The 14,718-nt window shown below is 72.5% G+C and carries 14 protein-coding genes; 6 read left to right on the forward strand and 8 right to left on the reverse strand.

Features of this window, described 5'->3' with window-relative positions; genetic code table 11:
• The first annotated feature begins 44 nt into the window (after nucleotides 1-44).
• Nucleotides 45-695 carry a lipoprotein gene (locus ACIP63_RS30365; RefSeq protein ID WP_401521950.1) on the forward strand — a complete coding sequence of 217 codons (651 nt, stop codon included), beginning with the start codon at nucleotides 45-47 and terminating at the stop codon, nucleotides 693-695.
• Between the two features lie 13 nt (nucleotides 696-708).
• On the opposite strand, the gene ACIP63_RS30370 is transcribed toward ACIP63_RS30365, so the two are convergent.
• The 7 genes from ACIP63_RS30370 to rsmI form a co-directional block, all read right to left on the reverse strand.
• Nucleotides 709-2,022 carry an acyltransferase family protein gene (locus tag ACIP63_RS30370; RefSeq protein ID WP_401521953.1) on the reverse strand — a complete coding sequence of 438 codons (1,314 nt, stop codon included), beginning with the start codon at nucleotides 2,020-2,022 and terminating at the stop codon, nucleotides 709-711.
• Nucleotides 2,023-2,070: 48 nt separating this feature from the next.
• Complete coding sequence (locus tag ACIP63_RS30375; protein ID WP_401521956.1) at nucleotides 2,071-2,994, reverse strand: 4-(cytidine 5'-diphospho)-2-C-methyl-D-erythritol kinase; 924 nt, start codon at nucleotides 2,992-2,994, stop codon at nucleotides 2,071-2,073.
• Complete coding sequence (rsmA, locus tag ACIP63_RS30380; protein WP_104786588.1) at nucleotides 2,991-3,863, reverse strand: 16S rRNA (adenine(1518)-N(6)/adenine(1519)-N(6))-dimethyltransferase RsmA; 873 nt, start codon at nucleotides 3,861-3,863, stop codon at nucleotides 2,991-2,993. Before rsmA ends, ACIP63_RS30375 begins: the two co-directional genes overlap by 4 nt.
• Before the next feature lie 9 nt (nucleotides 3,864-3,872).
• Complete coding sequence (locus ACIP63_RS30385) at nucleotides 3,873-4,454, reverse strand: ubiquitin-like domain-containing protein (protein ID WP_401521958.1); 582 nt, start codon at nucleotides 4,452-4,454, stop codon at nucleotides 3,873-3,875.
• Between the two features lie 115 nt (nucleotides 4,455-4,569).
• Entirely contained in the window at nucleotides 4,570-5,436 is an 867-nt protein-coding gene (locus tag ACIP63_RS30390) for a TatD family hydrolase (protein ID WP_401521961.1), read from the reverse strand.
• A 31-nt stretch (nucleotides 5,437-5,467) separates the two neighbouring features.
• On the reverse strand, nucleotides 5,468-5,863 hold the full coding sequence (locus tag ACIP63_RS30395) for a hypothetical protein (protein ID WP_401521964.1): 396 nt from the start codon (nucleotides 5,861-5,863) through the stop codon (nucleotides 5,468-5,470).
• A gap of 172 nt (nucleotides 5,864-6,035) precedes the next feature.
• A complete protein-coding gene (gene rsmI, locus ACIP63_RS30400) occupies nucleotides 6,036-6,932 on the reverse strand; it encodes a 16S rRNA (cytidine(1402)-2'-O)-methyltransferase (protein WP_401521967.1) in 897 nt (298 codons plus the stop codon).
• 53 nt (nucleotides 6,933-6,985) lie between these two features.
• Between rsmI and ACIP63_RS30405 the strand changes: the two genes are divergently transcribed.
• Both ACIP63_RS30405 and ACIP63_RS30410 read left to right on the forward strand, forming a co-directional pair.
• A complete protein-coding gene (locus ACIP63_RS30405) occupies nucleotides 6,986-8,752 on the forward strand; it encodes a dolichyl-phosphate-mannose--protein mannosyltransferase (RefSeq protein WP_401521970.1) in 1,767 nt (588 codons plus the stop codon).
• Nucleotides 8,753-8,814: 62 nt separating this feature from the next.
• A complete protein-coding gene (locus ACIP63_RS30410) occupies nucleotides 8,815-10,023 on the forward strand; it encodes a TetR/AcrR family transcriptional regulator (RefSeq protein WP_401521973.1) in 1,209 nt (402 codons plus the stop codon).
• 84 nt (nucleotides 10,024-10,107) lie between these two features.
• Here the strand turns inward: ACIP63_RS30410 and ACIP63_RS30415 are convergent, their stop codons facing one another.
• A complete protein-coding gene (locus ACIP63_RS30415; protein WP_401521975.1) occupies nucleotides 10,108-11,313 on the reverse strand; it encodes an oxygenase MpaB family protein in 1,206 nt (401 codons plus the stop codon).
• A gap of 336 nt (nucleotides 11,314-11,649) precedes the next feature.
• Here ACIP63_RS30415 and ACIP63_RS30420 point away from each other — a divergent pair, with 336 nt between their 5' ends.
• Genes ACIP63_RS30420 through ACIP63_RS30430 form a run of 3 tightly spaced genes read left to right on the forward strand, consistent with a single transcriptional unit; the run spans nucleotide 11,650 to nucleotide 14,700 of the window.
• Nucleotides 11,650-13,284: a penicillin-binding transpeptidase domain-containing protein gene (locus ACIP63_RS30420; protein WP_401521978.1), complete on the forward strand. Its 1,635-nt coding sequence runs from the start codon at nucleotides 11,650-11,652 to the stop codon at nucleotides 13,282-13,284.
• A gap of 58 nt (nucleotides 13,285-13,342) precedes the next feature.
• On the forward strand, nucleotides 13,343-13,852 hold the full coding sequence (locus tag ACIP63_RS30425; protein WP_401521981.1) for a YbaK/EbsC family protein: 510 nt from the start codon (nucleotides 13,343-13,345) through the stop codon (nucleotides 13,850-13,852).
• Nucleotides 13,849-14,700 carry an EamA family transporter gene (locus ACIP63_RS30430; RefSeq protein WP_401521983.1) on the forward strand — a complete coding sequence of 284 codons (852 nt, stop codon included), beginning with the start codon at nucleotides 13,849-13,851 and terminating at the stop codon, nucleotides 14,698-14,700. Before ACIP63_RS30425 ends, ACIP63_RS30430 begins: the two co-directional genes overlap by 4 nt.
• Nucleotides 14,701-14,718: the final 18 nt, after the last annotated feature.

Consider the following 14,718-nt stretch of genomic DNA (forward strand, 5'->3'; position numbering starts at 1 on the left):
CCCCAGGTCGGAGCGGTTCGGAACATCTCTGGGGTGGGGACTTCATGATGCGTGGCTCGGGGCGGGCCCTGGTTTCGGCGGTCGTGGCGACGGTGGCGCTGGCCGGCTGTTCGTCGTCGTCCGGCGGCGGCGGAACGGCCGCGGATACGGGCAAGAACGGGGACAGCGCCCCCTCGAAGGCCGCGGGGAGCGCCGCCGCGGAGAAGGGCGTCACGCTCGGGGGCGCGGGTTCGGCCTGCGAGCTCCCGGTGACCTTCGATCTGGCGGCGGACTGGAAGCCGGCGGCCGTCGAGGTCGAGCCCGGCTCCGACCTGGCCGCGCTGGGCGAGCAGGGCCCGGTCACGATGGTCTGCGAGGTGGACGCGAAGCCGGCGGGGAACATCGGCTACCTCCGGGTGTGGCAGGGCGAGCCGTCCGACGACGCCCCCCGCGCGGTGCTGGAGGCCTTCGTGACGGCCGAGCCGGGCGCGGGCAGGGCCACGTACACCGATTTCCGCGCGGACTCCCTGGCCGGGACCGAGGTCGGCTACACCGTGGACGGCGAGCTGCTGGACGAGCCCAAGGCCGAGCGCGCCTTCGCGGTCACGACGCCCGACGGCCCGGTCGTGGTGCACCTGGGCGGGCTGGACTCCCAGGAGCACCAGGAGATGCTCCCGGCGTACGAGCTCGCGCGGAGGACTCTGAAGCCGAGCTGACCGGACGGGCCGCTCACCGCCCCGCCCGTTCGACCAGCAGCCAGCCGCCGAGCGCCATCGCGACGGCCGCGGGGGCGCTGACGTGGACGGCGATCAGCAGGGCGGTGTGCCCCTCCAGCAGTCCCGCGTAGCCCACCATGGACAGACCCAGCACGCCGAGCAGTGCGAGGGTCACACCGATCGCCGAGACGGCTCCCGCGCCGATCGCGGCCCGGCCGGGGGTGACGCGGACCGGCCGCTCGAACGTACGGAAGGCCGCGACCAGGGCCGCGGTGACCCCGGCGGCGACCACCATCCGCAGCGGCACCTGCGCCCACCAGGCGCCGGTGGCCGGCTCGGGCAGCGGGACGCCGAGGGCGAGCATCGCCCCGTACACGCCGAGCATCGCGGTGAGGTGCCAGAGGAACGCGCTCATGGCGACGCCGTTGGCGGCCACGACCGCGCGCCAGACCCGGGGCCGGGCCACCAGCCGGGCCCCCGGAGCGCGCAGCAGCTCGACCGCGCCGACGAGCCAGAGGCCGTGGCAGAGCAGCGCGAGGGTGGGCGGCGCCATGTTGCTGATCTTCTCGCCGGGCATGCCGACCATGGACAGCGGATACGGGCCGAGGGCCACCAGCGCGGCCGCGGCGGCCAGTCCGCCGCCGGCGAGGAGCGCGGGGCGGCGGATCAGGCCGTCGGCGCGCAGGAAGCCGAGCTGGTGCACGGCGAGCCAGACGAACGCGAAGTTGAGGAATTCGGCGTACGGCGCCCCGGCGGCGAACCTCAGCACGTCCACCGCGGCGGCTCCCCCCGCGAGCGCGGCGAACGCGCCCCAGCCGTAGCGGTCGTGCAGCTTCAGCAGCGGCGGCGTGAAGGCCACCATCGCCAGGTAGATCCCGATGAACCAGAGCGGCTGGGTCACCAGGCGGAGCGTGACACCGGTCAGCCCGCCGCCCCCGCCGAGCAGTTGGACGAGCAGCGCCGCGGCGCCCCACACCAGGACGAAGACCATGGTGGGACGCAGCAGCCGTTGCAGCCGGGCCCGCAGGAACGCCGCGTAGACGGAGTCCGTGGAGCCCTCGGGCCGCTTACGGAGCAGTGAACGGTAGGACAGGGCGTGGGAGAAGCCGCCGACGAAGAAGAAGACCGGCATGACCTGGAGCACCCAGGTCAGCGGTTGCAGGCCGGGGACGACGGCGAGGAGGTTGCCGACCCCGTCGGTGGTGACGGCGGCCATCAGCCAGTGGCCGAGGACGACCGTTCCCAGCGAGGCGACCCGCAGCAGGTCGGTGTAGCGGTCCCGGGTGGCGGGCGTCGCCCCGGCCAGTTCACGAACACTTGATCCCATGGGAGTACGGTCGCGGCGAGCGGCGGGGCCGCGGCAGCGCGACCGTACTCAATTCCCGTCTGAGTACCGGCTTCGGACGACGGTGGCGCCTGCCGCCGGGGAGACCGCCACCCGTGCGCTGCGGCAGGTGCCGGACGCCAGCAGCGCGTCGGCCACCTTCCGCGCCGACTCCTCGTCGGCGGTCAGGAACGCGGTGGTCGGCCCGGACCCCGAGACCAGTGCGGCCAGCGCTCCGGCGGCGGTGCCCGCCGCGAGGGTGCCGGCCAGCGAGGGGCGCAGGGAGAGGGCGGCGGGCTGGAGGTCGTTGCCGAGGGCGCCCGCGAGTGCGGTGGTGTCCCCCTTGCGCAGGGCGGCCAGGAGTGCGGGGGAGGCGGCCGGCTCCGGCACGTCGGTGCCGGCGGTGAGCCGGTCGAACTCGCCGTAGACCGCGGGGGTGGAGAGTCCGCCGTCGGCGACGGCGAAGACCCAGTGGAAGCTTCCGCCGACCTCGACGGGCGTCAGCTGCTCACCGCGTCCGACGCCGAGGGCCGCCCCGCCGATCAGGCTGAACGGCACGTCGCTGCCCAGCTCGGCGCAGATCTCCAGGAGTTCCTCCTGGGTGGCGCCGGTGGCCCAGAGGGCGTCGCAGGCCAGCAGGGCGGCGGCGCCGTCGGCGCTGCCGCCCGCCATGCCGCCGGCGACGGGGATGTCCTTGGCGATGTGGATGTGCACATCGGGAGCGACGCCGTGCCGGGCGCCCAGCGCGATCGCGGCGCGGGCCGCGAGGTTCGTGGCGTCCAGCGGCACCTGATCGGCGTCCGGCCCGGAGCAGGTGACGCGCAGGGTGTCGGCGGGGGTGACGGTGACCTCGTCGTACAGGCCGACGGCGAGGAAGACGTTGGCCAGGTCGTGGAAGCCGTCGGGGCGCGGTGCGCCCACCGCGAGCTGCGCGTTGACCTTGGCGGGGACGCGGACGGTGACGCTGCGGGTCATGCGGAGGGCTCCGGCTTGTTCTCGGCGATGGCGGCGAACTCCTCGACGGTCAGGGCCTCGCCCCGCGCCTGCGGCGAGATCCCCGCGGCGGTCAGGGCGGCCTCGGCGGCCGGTGCGGAGCCCGCCCAGCCCGCCAGGGCCGCGCGCAGCGTCTTGCGGCGCTGGGCGAAGGCGGCGTCGACGACGGCGAAGACCTCGGTCCTGCTCGCGGTGGTACGGATCGGCTCCGTACGCCGGACGAGGGACACCAGGCCGGAGTCGACGTTGGGCGCGGGCCAGAACACCGTGCGGCCGATCGACCCGGCGCGCTTGACGTCGGCGTACCAGTTGGCCTTGACCGACGGCACGCCGTAGACCTTGTTGCCGGGCCGGGCGGCCAGCCGGTCGGCGACCTCGGCCTGCACCATCACGAGCGTCCGCTCGATGGTGGGGAAGCGCTCCAGCATGGTGAGCAGGACCGGCACGGCGACGTTGTACGGCAGGTTGGCGACGAGTGCGGTCGGCGCGGGGCCGGGCAGCTCCGTGACCAGCATCGCGTCCGAGTGGACCAGGGCGAAGCGGTCGGCGCGCTCCGGCAGCCGGGCGGCGACCGTGGCCGGCAGGGCGCCCGCGAGCACGTCGTCGATCTCCACGGCGACGACCCGGTCGGCCGCCTCCAGCAGGGCGAGGGTCAGCGAGCCCAGGCCGGGCCCGACCTCGACCACCACGTCGTCGGGCCGCACCTCGGCGGTCCGTACGATCCTGCGGACCGTGTTGGCGTCGATGACGAAGTTCTGACCGCGCTGCTTGGTGGGGCGTACGCCCAGCGCTGCGGCCAGCTCGCGGATGTCTGCGGGGCCCAGGAGGGCGTCGGGCTCTGTGGTGCTCACCCGTTAAGCCTACGGCCGCCGCGGCAGCCAGGAGGCGCCGCCCGGCACCGGGCCGAAGCCGCGTGCCTCCCGGAGGACGACGACCTCGTCGCCGTCGTCCAGGGCCGTGGCGGGGGCCGGTGCGACGGTGTCGCGGGTGCCGACCGTGACGCCCTCGGCCTCCAGGAGCTCCCCGACGTCGTCCGCGAAGGTGTGCAGGGTGCGTGAGGTCCCGTCGACGTCGACGCGGACGGCCTTGTCCTGGGCGAGGAAACCGGCGGTGCCGCCCGCCAGGACGGCGACGACCAGTGCGCGCGGGACGAGCCGCCGCAGGCTCTCCGGAGCGCCGGCACCCACCGCGCGCCGGTGGCGCCGGGCCGCCCGGTGTCCGCCGGTCTCCCTGCGCGGGGCCGGCAGCCGGGGCACCAGCGGGGTGTCCAGCACGGTCGGGTCATGGACCGGCAGGGGGCCGCTCCGGAGCCCGGCGACGATCGTCCGCTCCTCGTGGAGGGAGCGCGGCGGCGCCGGGGGCGGGGAAGGGGCCCGCGCCGGCGCCTGCCTCGTACGCCGACTGCCGCGCGCCGCGCGGTGACTGCCCTGTGAATGGCCCACGACGCTCCAGACTTCCGGCCTGCCGTCCCCGTTGCGCGGGCACGATAGCGGACCCCTCCTAACCGTACAAAGTCGTACGATTACCCCACGTGTCGGCCGGAGCGCCCAGCGCCTCTCAGAAGTCGAACGCCCGCGCGGTGTTGTCGTAGACGGCGGCGGCCAGGGTGTCCTCGTCGGTGCCCCTCACCTCGGCCATGGCACGGAGCGTGACCGGAATCAGATAGGGCGCGTTGGGCCGTCCGCGGTACGGGGCGGGGGTGAGGAAGGGGGCGTCCGTCTCGACGAGCACGAGCTCGGCGGGGGCGACGGCCAGCGCGTCACGCAGCGGCTGCGCGTTCTTGAAGGTGACGTTGCCCGCGAAGGACATGAAGTATCCGGCCGCCGCGCAGATCCGGGCCATGTCGGCGTCCCCGGAGTAGCAGTGGAAGACGGTCCGCTCCGGCGCGCCGGCGTCGGCGAGGATCCGCAGCACGTCCGCGTGGGCCTCGCGGTCGTGGATGACCAGGGCCTTGCCGTGCCGCTTGGCGATCTCGATGTGGGCGCGGAAGGACTCCTCCTGGGCGGCCATGCCCTCGGGGCCCGTACGGAAGTGGTCCAGGCCGGTCTCACCGACGGCGCGTACGTGGGCGAGGGCGGCCAGTGCGTCGATCTCGGCGAGCGCCTCGTCGAGGGCGGCCTTACCGCCCGGCTCCCTGACTCCCTGCCGCGCGGAGCCCTCCGGGTCCCCGTGCACGATGCGCGGCGCCTCGTTGGGGTGCAGGGCGACGGAGGCGTGCACGGACGGGTGCGCGGCGGCGGTCTCGGCGGCCCAGTGGGAGCCCTTCACGTCGCAGCCGACCTGGACGACGGCGGTCACGTTGACCGCCGCGGCCCGGGCCAGCCCCTCCTCGACGGTTCCGTCCTGCATGTCCAGGTGGGTGTGCGAATCGGCGACCGGAACCCTGAGGGGTTCGGGGAGCGGCGGGGCTTCGGTACGGCTCATGCCTCGACTCTACGAGGGCGTCAACCGTCTCTCACCGCCGGTGGAAGGGGCGGAGCAGATCGGACAGCTGCCAGTGGTGCGATCCGGAGCCGGCCGCGGGGGCGGCGGTGGCCACGGACATCTCCTCGGGGACCTCGTCCCCGCCCGCCATCACGGGACGCGCCACTTCCCGGGGCCTGAGCAGCTGCTGGACGGTGGAGACCCGGCCGGCGCGCATGATCCGCACCACGTGGCCGCCGCAGTTCGCGCAGGTCGGGGTGGACAGCGGCGACGGCACGCGCTCCCCGTCCGCCTTGTACACCACGAACGCGTTGCCCGAACCGTCGACGTGGTGCTCTATCTCGTAGGCCTGTTCCCAGCCGTGCCCGCACCTCATGCACGCGAAGGCGTACGCCTCGTGCACGGTGCCCGCTGCGATCTCACTCATGCCTGCTCCCCTTGTCCGCTGGACAAGCACTCCGGACAAGCACTCCGGATGGTGCGTTCCACCCTCAAGTGGACGCCTTCGCCGACGGCGATGCACCAGGTCTGCCGAGTGTTGGAACGCTTTTGGCCGATTCGTGGCCGAACGGCCCGGTACGCGGCTCAGGCTTTACATTTCAGGTTAGTCCTTTGCCCTGCTCCTGGCCGGTCCGAGCCGCGTTCTTTGCCGCGACCACCGCATCGAACACCTCGCGCTTGGGCAGCCCCGCCTCGGCGGCGACCGCGGCGATGGCCTCCTTGCGCCGCTCCCCCGCCTCCTCGCGCACCTGCACCCTGCGTACCAGCTCGACGGCGTCCGGTCCCTCGTCGCCGGAGTCCGTCGCGCCCTCGACCACGACGGTGATCTCGCCGCGTACGCCTTCGGCCGCCCAGGCCGCCAGCTCGCCCAGCGGGCCGCGCTTCACTTCCTCGTACGTCTTGGTCAGCTCCCGGCACACGGCGGCCCTGCGGTCCGTCCCGAACGCCTCGGCCATGGCGGCCAGGGTGTCGTCCAGCCGGTGCGGGGCCTCGAAGAAGACCATCGTGCGGCGCTCGTCCGCGACCTCGCGCAGCTTCCCCAGCCGCTCGCCGGCCTTGCGCGGCAGGAAGCCCTCGAAGCAGAAGCGGTCCACGGGCAGCCCGGACAGGGCGAGCGCGGTCAGCACGGCCGAGGGGCCCGGTACGGCGGTGACCTTGATGTCCTGTTCCACGGCGGCGGCGACGAGCCGGTAGCCGGGGTCGGAGACGGACGGCATCCCCGCGTCGGTGACCAGCAGGACGCGCGCGCCGCCGACGAGGGCCTCGACGAGTTCGGGCGTACGCGCCGACTCGTTGCCCTCGAAGTAGGACACGACACGCCCCGTCGTGCGGATGCCGAGCGCCTGGGTGAGCCGGCGTAGCCGCCGGGTGTCCTCGGCGGCCACGACATCGGCCGTCTCCAGCTCGGCGGCGAGCCGTGGCGGGGCGTCCGCCACGTCGCCGATGGGGGTCCCTGCGAGTACGAGCGTTCCAGTCGTTCCAGTCACATCGGCCATCCTCCCAGCACGGGCGGCACCACTCGCACAGATGCGTTCCCTACGATGGCGCGGTGACGAGTACTGCGCCCGAAGCCCAGCAGGGCAACGACGCCGGGGATCACACCGGCGACCAGCCGCCTTCCTGGCAGCAGCGGCTGCGCCGCTTCGGCCATTCCCCACGGCCGGAGATGGGGCTGCGCGAGCGCCTCGATCCGCCCTACGCCCGCCCCGGCCGCCAGTTCTGGAAGGTGCTCGCCGTGCCGCCGGTCCTCGCCGGCCACCTGGTGCGCTGGTCGGCCTGGGGCGGGCCGCTGCTGGTCGCCCTGTTCGCCGGGGTGCTGCGGTTCTGGAACCTGGGCAGCCCGAAGGCGGTGATATTCGACGAGACGTACTACGCCAAGGACGCCTGGGCCCTGGTCAACCAGGGGTACGAGGGCTCCTGGCCCAAGGACGTCGACAAGCTGATCCTCGGCGACCCGTCCTCGGTGGACATCCCGGTGGACCCGGGTTACGTCGTCCATCCGCCGGTCGGCAAGTGGATCATCGGGTTCGGCGAGCAGCTGTTCGGGTTCACCCCGTTCGGCTGGCGCTTCATGGTGGCGGTGCTCGGCACCCTCTCGGTCCTGATGCTGTGCCGCATCGGCCGCCGGCTGTTCCGCTCGACGTTCCTGGGCTGCCTGGCGGGCACCCTGCTGGCCGTGGACGGGCTGCACTTCGTGATGAGCCGCACCGCGCTGCTCGACCTGGTGCTGATGTTCTTCGTGCTGGCGGCCTTCGGCTGCTTCCTCCTCGACCGCGACCGGACCCGCCGCAAGCTGGCCGCGGCGCTCCCGGTCGACGAGGAGGGGGTCCTGCGTCCGGACGCCCACATCGCCGAGACGCTCCGGCTCGGGTGGCGTCCCTGGCGGATCGCGGCCGGCCTGATGCTCGGTCTGGCCTTCGCCACGAAGTGGAACGGGCTCTACATCCTGGCCGCGTTCGGTGTGATGGCGGTCCTCTGGGACGTCGGCGCGCGGCGTACGGCGGGCGCCGTGCAGCCGTACAGGGCCGTGGTCCTCAGGGACCTGCTGCCCGCGTTCGTCTCCACGGTGCCGGTCGCGATCGGCACGTACCTCGTCTCGTGGACGGGCTGGATCGTCACGGACAAGGGCTACTACCGCAACTGGGCGGCCACCGAGGGCAAGGGCGGCAGCTGGACGTGGCTGCCGGACTGGCTGCGCAGCCTCTGGCACTACGAGAACCAGGTCTACGAGTTCCACGTCGGCCTGACGTCCGGCCACACCTACCAGTCCAATCCGTGGAGCTGGATCGTGCTGGGCCGCCCCGTCTCGTACTTCTACGAGGAGAAGACGGGCTGCCTGGAGTCCAGCAGCGGCAAGTGCGCCCGCGAGGTCCTGGCGCTCGGTACCCCGCTGCTCTGGTGGGCGGCGTGCCTGGCCCTGCTGTACGTGCTGTGGCGCTGGGCCTTCCGCCGTGACTGGCGGGCCGGGGCGATCGCGTGCGGGGTCGCGGCGGGCTGGGTGCCCTGGTTCTTCTACCAGGAGCGGACGATCTTCCTCTTCTACGCGGTCGTGTTCGTGCCGTTCCTGTGCCTGGCGGTCACGATGATGATCGGCGCGCTCCTGGGCCCCGCGGCCGGCACGGGCACCAAGCACCGTCTCGGCATGGACACCGCCGATCCCACGGGTGAGCGCAGACGCACACTGGGCGCGATCGCGGCGGGCGTCCTGGTGCTGCTGATCGTCTGGAACTTCATCTACTTCTGGCCGCTCTACACGGGCACGTCGATCCCGGAGGACTCCTGGCGCGACCGGATGTGGCTGGACACCTGGGTGTAGCGGGGAAGTTGCGGGCCCGGGGCCGTGCCGAGGGAGCCCCGGTCCCGTGTGTGCGCGTGTGATTGACTCCTCCGCATGGCCCCGTTCCCGCTTCCGCCGGTTCGGCCGTGACCGATCCGGCCGCGGCCACCCGGCCCCGCAACCGCAAGCAGCTCATCGTCGAGGCGGCCGGCCGGGTCTTCGGCGAGCACGGGTACCACGCGGCGTCCATGGAGAAGATCGCGGCCGGCGTGGGTATCACCGCGGCGGCCCTGTACCGGCACTTCCCGAACAAGTACGCGTTGTTCGCCGAGTGCGCCGACGTCACGGCGGAGCGGCTCGTCGCCGCGCTCGACGAGGTGCCGTCCGGGGCGCCCCTGACGGAGGTCCTCGACGCCGTCACCCGCGTCACCGTCGCCCATCGCGCGTCGGGCGGCGTGTACCGGTGGGAGGCCAGGTACCTCGAGACCGAGGACCGACGGCGCCTCATGACGAAGTTCGGGCACGTCGTCGGGCGGGTCGACGAGGCGGTGCGGCGCGCGTACCCACTGCCCGGCGGGCGTCTGCGGGCCATGGCGGCCCTCGGCGCGATCGCGTCCATCACGATGCACCACACCTCGATCGCCCAACGCCGGGCCGAGGACCTGCTGTCGGCGTCCGCCCTGCGTGTCGCCGCGACCGACGCCGCGGCGGCCCCGAGGAGCGGCGCACACCCCGTCGAGCTGCCCGCCCGGACGGTGCCGCGCACGCGGCGCGCGGAGATCCTCGCGGCAGCCGTCCCGCTGTTCGCACGGGACGGGTTCGCCAGTGTCACGAACGGGCAGATCGCGGAGGCGGTGGGGCTGGCGCCATCGGCGCTCTACCGTCACTACGACGGCAAGGTCGGCATCCTGGCGGCGGCGTGCCTCCAGGCCGCGGGGCTTCTGGGCCAGGGTGTGGAGCGGAGCCTTGACGGGGTGGCCGGCCCGCACGACGCAGTAGCCGCGCTGGCGGCGACGTACGTGGCCTACAGCTTCGAGTACACCGCGCTCAACAGCGTCGCCGAGGCCGAGCTCGTCGGCCTGCCGGACGAACTGCGGCGGCCCTTGGTCCTCGCACAGCGTGAACACATCGCCGTCTGGGAGCAGCAGCTGCGACTGGCCCGTCCGGAGCTGGACCCGCGCCAGGCCCGGGTGCTGGTGCACGCGGGGTTCGGGGTGGCGGTCGAGGCCGGGCGCGCGCTGCGGTGGCGTGACGGCCAGGACCGCCGCGACGCCGTGACCGCCCTGGTCGTGGGTGCCCTGGGCGTCTGAGGGGACCTCGGCGCCCACCCCCCTGCGGCCTTCACCCCTCGGCGTCGGCGCCGAGGGGTGAAGGCCGCAGGGGCCGGGGGCGGTTCAGCTCGGCCGGTTCCCGGTCGGGATCGTGATCGGGGTGGTCGTCCCGGAGCCGCCCTTGTTGAGGAACAGCATGGCCAGGGCGCGCAGGAACTGGTCGAACATGTAGAAGGCGCCGGGCATGACGGGCGACAGCCCCTCACGGAACAGGATGAAGGCCGGCCACACGGTGCGGACCAGGGCCGCCGCCGCGTAGTCGCGCGGCAGTTTCAGCCAGTCGCCGACCTCGTTGCTCAGGGCGTAGCGCACGAACTCGTTCAGGAAGCCGCGCGTGACACCGAGGTCGATCTCCGCGGTCAGGCCGAGCAGCACCTCGGCCAGGTCGAGGCCCTCGGGCGTCGGGGCGAGGATCGGGGTGAGCACCTGCGCCGACTGCGCTTCCGCGGCCGCCCAGGTCTTCGGGATGTACTCGGTCGGCACCCCGAGCAGATAGATGGCGACCTGCCAGGAGTGCAGGAACGCCTCCTCGTCCGCGGCCGACATGGGGATCTTCCAGTCACGCATCTTCCTGTGCACGTAGGTGCCCAGGCTGTGGAAGGTGACCAGGATGTCGGCGACGCTGATCGGGATGGTCTGGTCGGCGCCGTTCTTCCAGTGCGGCGACTGCGGCAGCAGGTGACGCACCGCTCCGTGCACCAGCCGGGTCTTGTTGGCGGTGACGACGAACTGCCCGCTCGGCTCGAAGGCGCGCAGCTGGGACAGGTCGTAGCCGAACGTGAACGTCTTGGCCGCGCGGTCCTTCATGTCGGCGCCGCCGAAGGACCAGTAGACGCTCCTGGCCTCCCGCGGGATCACGGTGCTCATGATCCCGCTGCCGAGGCCGTAGAGCATGAACAGGTAGGTGTCCTTGCGCCGGTTGAAGTCGGCGGCGCGGGTCAGCTTCGCGGTGTCGGCCCAGGCGGGCAGCTTGTTGAAGGTCCGCAGATGCGTGGTGAGGGCGGCCGGCAGTCCGCTGGGCAGCGGGTCACCGTTGTTCACCCACTTCTCCATCGCGGTGTTGACCGAAGGGATCTGGCCGTTCTCGAGCAGCGACACCATGAGAGGGTCCGTCGCGCTGTCCCAGACGTACTCCGGATCGGCTCCCGAGCCGGTTCCGGCCACCGAGTCCGCCGACGCCCACGCCCACGCCTTGGCGGGGGCCGCCACACCCACGAGGCCGAGCGCGGCACCGAGGGACAGGATGCTTCGCCTGTTGAGATCGTGCATTTACTTACCCACTTCCCAGCTGGACCAGATGGCGCTATGCGCCTTTTCTGGCTTGCGAGTTGCACTGCCACCACGTTCCGGATCGTGCTGAGTCATGTGATTCTCGATTAACATAGCGACGCGTGCCACCGTGGGCAATGGTCGTGACCGACCCCGCGCGACCGGCCCTCGGCGATGCGCGTCCACCCCGAGGTCAGAGCGCCGCAGCGAGGCCACCGGGCCGCGTCCCGGTCCGGTAACAACCCCCTCAGGACCCACTCCCGTCCCGTAAAGTGCCGAGGGATGGCTCTTCTTGAACGTGTTCAAGAAGAGCTCCTGGGGAGGGGGACTGCACAGATGCGCAGTGGAGCGAAGGTCGCCGTGATCGGCGGAGTGTTCGTGCTGGTGGCCGGAGGGCTCGGCTACGGCGTGTACGAGGTGGTACTCGGAGGGAGCGAGTCCGGGGGGATAGGGAACGTCTCCGGGTCCTCCGAGGTGAAGACGGGGCCTCCGGACAAGGAGGAGACCGAGGAGACCGCCAAGGGCTTCCTCGATGCGTGGGCGTCGGGTGACGCGTCGGCCGCCGCCCTGCTCACGAACAACGAGACCGTCGCCGAGCCGCTGCTGGCCGGTTACGCCGACGAGGCACACGTCACGAAGGCGGTGATCACGCCGGGCGCCGCCGTCGGCACGAAGGTGCCGTACACGGTCAAGGCGACCGTCTCCTACGACGGGAAGACCAAGCCCTGGTCGTACTCCTCCGAACTGACCGTGGTGCGCGGCCTGACCACCGGCAAGGCGCTCGTCGACTGGCAGCCCGCGGTGATCCATCCGCAGCTGACCGAGGGAGCGTCGCTGAAGACCGGCGAGTCCTCGTCGGCGGCGATCGAGGCCGTCGACCACAACGGCAAGGTGCTCGACAAGGAGACGTACCCGTCGCTCGGGCCGATCCTGGACTCCCTGCGCGAGAAGTACGGCGACAGGGCGGGCGGTTCACCGGGGATCGAGACCTGGATCGAGCCCGCCGACGAGCAGCTTCCGGACACCACGCTGCTGACGCTCGCCAAGGGGAAGCCGGGCAGGCTGCAGACGACGCTCGACGCGGGCGCCCAGGCGGCGGCGGAGAAGGCGGTCAAGGAGTTCAGCGGGGCGTCGGTGGTCGCCGTGAAGCCGTCCACGGGCTCCATCCGCGCCGTGGCGAACAACCCGGCGACCGGCTTCAACGCGGCGATGCAGGGCAAGCAGGCGCCCGGCTCCACGCTGAAGATCATGACCGCGGCGATGCTGATGGACAAGGGACTCGTCTCGGCGAACAGCCCGGTCGAGTGCCCGAAAGAGGCGACCTGGCAGAGCCGGACGTTCCACAACCTCGAGTACTTCGAACTCCCGCCCACCGACACGTTCACCACGAGCTTCGCCCGCTCCTGCAACACCGCTTTCATCAAGCTGATCGACGAGACCAAGGACGACGCCGCACTCGCCAAGGAGGCCCGCGACGTCTTCGGAATCGGCCTGAACTGGCAGACCGGCGTGGTCTCCTACGACGGCAGCGTGCCCGAGGCGACCGGCGGCGAGGCGGCGGCGCAGTACATAGGCCAGGGCACCGTCCAGATGAACGCGCTCAACATCGCGTCCATCACGGCGACCGCCCGCACAGGAACGTTCCACCAGCCCGTGATCGTCCCGCAGTCCCTGGACGACCGTCAGCTCGCCACCGCCTCCCGTTCGCTCTCGCAGAACGTCACCGGGCAGCTGAACGACATGATGCGGGCCACCGCCTCCTGGGGCACCGGCAAGGCGGCCATGGCCTCGGTCGGCGGCGACAAGGGCGCCAAGACGGGCTCGGCCGAGGTCGACGGGCAGTCCACGTCCAACAGCTGGTTCACCGGCTTCAGCGACGACCTCGCGGCGGCGGCGGTCGTCCAGTCCGGTGGCCACGGCGGCGACGCGGCCGGACCGGTGGTGGCGGCGGTCCTGCGCGCGGGTTCGTAGCGGACGTCCGGGGGAAACGATGTGGTCCGCCCCCAGGGCCGTTCAGTAGCGTGCGCCCATGAGCACTTCCGGGACCACCCCCTCCACGACCTCGTCCGATGCCCACCCCCGGTTCGCCGAAGCCCTGCGGGAGCTGGGCCTCGACGTCGAGGTACGCCGCTTCCCCGACGCCACGCGCACCGCGGTCGAGGCCGCCGCGGCAATCGGCTGCGAGCTCAGCCAGATCGTCAAGTCCCTGATCTTCGAGGCCGACGGTGTGCCCGTCCTGGTCCTGATGGACGGCTCGTCCCGGGTGGACGTCGAGCGCGTGAGGGCCGAGCTCGGCGCCGGAAAGGTCAAGCGGGCCGGAGCCGATCTGGTCCGGGAGACCACCGGGTACGCGATCGGCGGGGTCCCGCCCTTCGGGCACCGTACGAAGACCCGGGTGCTGGCCGACCGGGGCCTGCTGGACCACGCGACGGTCTGGGCGGCCGCGGGCACCCCGCACACGGTCTTCCCGCTCGACCCCGGGAGCGTGGTCGAACTCGCGGGCGGCACGGTGGTGGACGTGCGGGAGGCCACGGCGTGACCCCCCTGGTGGCGGCGGCCGTCCTGGCCGCCGCGATCACGCACGCCAGCTGGAACGCCATCGCCCATGCCATACGTGACCAGTTGGTGTCCTTCACCCTGATCTCCGGCGGCGGGGCGCTGATCGGGCTCGTGCTGGCCTGCTTCGCCCCGCTCCCGGCCGCCGGCGCCTGGCCGTACCTGCTCGTCTCCGCCGGTCTGCACGTGGCGTACATGCTGCTGCTGATGCGCTCGTTCACCCTGGGCGACTTCGGCCAGATGTATCCGATCGCCCGGGGCACGGCCCCGCTCGTCGTGACGGTCCTGGCCGCCGTGTTCGTCGGGGAGCGCCCGGACGGCTGGGCGACGGCGGGTGTCGCCGTGGCCTCGGCGGGGCTCGTGGGGCTGGCGCTGTGGGGCATCCGGGGCTCCGGCAAGCGCCCCCACTGGCCGGCGATCCTGGCGGCCCTCGCGACGGGTCTGGCCATCGCCGGCTACACGACGGTCGACGGTGTGGGGGTGCGCGCCTCGGGAACACCGATCGGCTACATCGCCTGGCTGATGATCCTGGAGGGGATCGCCATCCCCGCCTACGCGTTCTGGCGCCGCCGGGGTGAACTGTTCCCCCAGCTCACCCCGTTCGCCGCGCGGGGGCTGCTGGGAGCCGCCCTGTCGGTCGCCGCGTACGGTCTCGTCCTCTGGGCGCAGACGAAGGCGGCTCTCGCCCCGATCGCCGCGCTCCGCGAGTCCTCGATCATCGTGGGCGCCGCGATAGGGACCCTGTTCTTCAAGGAGCGGTTCGGGGCTCCGAGGATCGCCGCGGCCGGGCTGATGGTGGTCGGCATCGGCCTGATGCTGCACACGAGTTGAGCGGTCCGGGCCGGCAGG

The sequence above is a fragment of the Streptomyces sp. NPDC088746 genome, assembly GCF_044751065.1.
Lineage (GTDB): Bacteria > Actinomycetota > Actinomycetes > Streptomycetales > Streptomycetaceae > Streptomyces.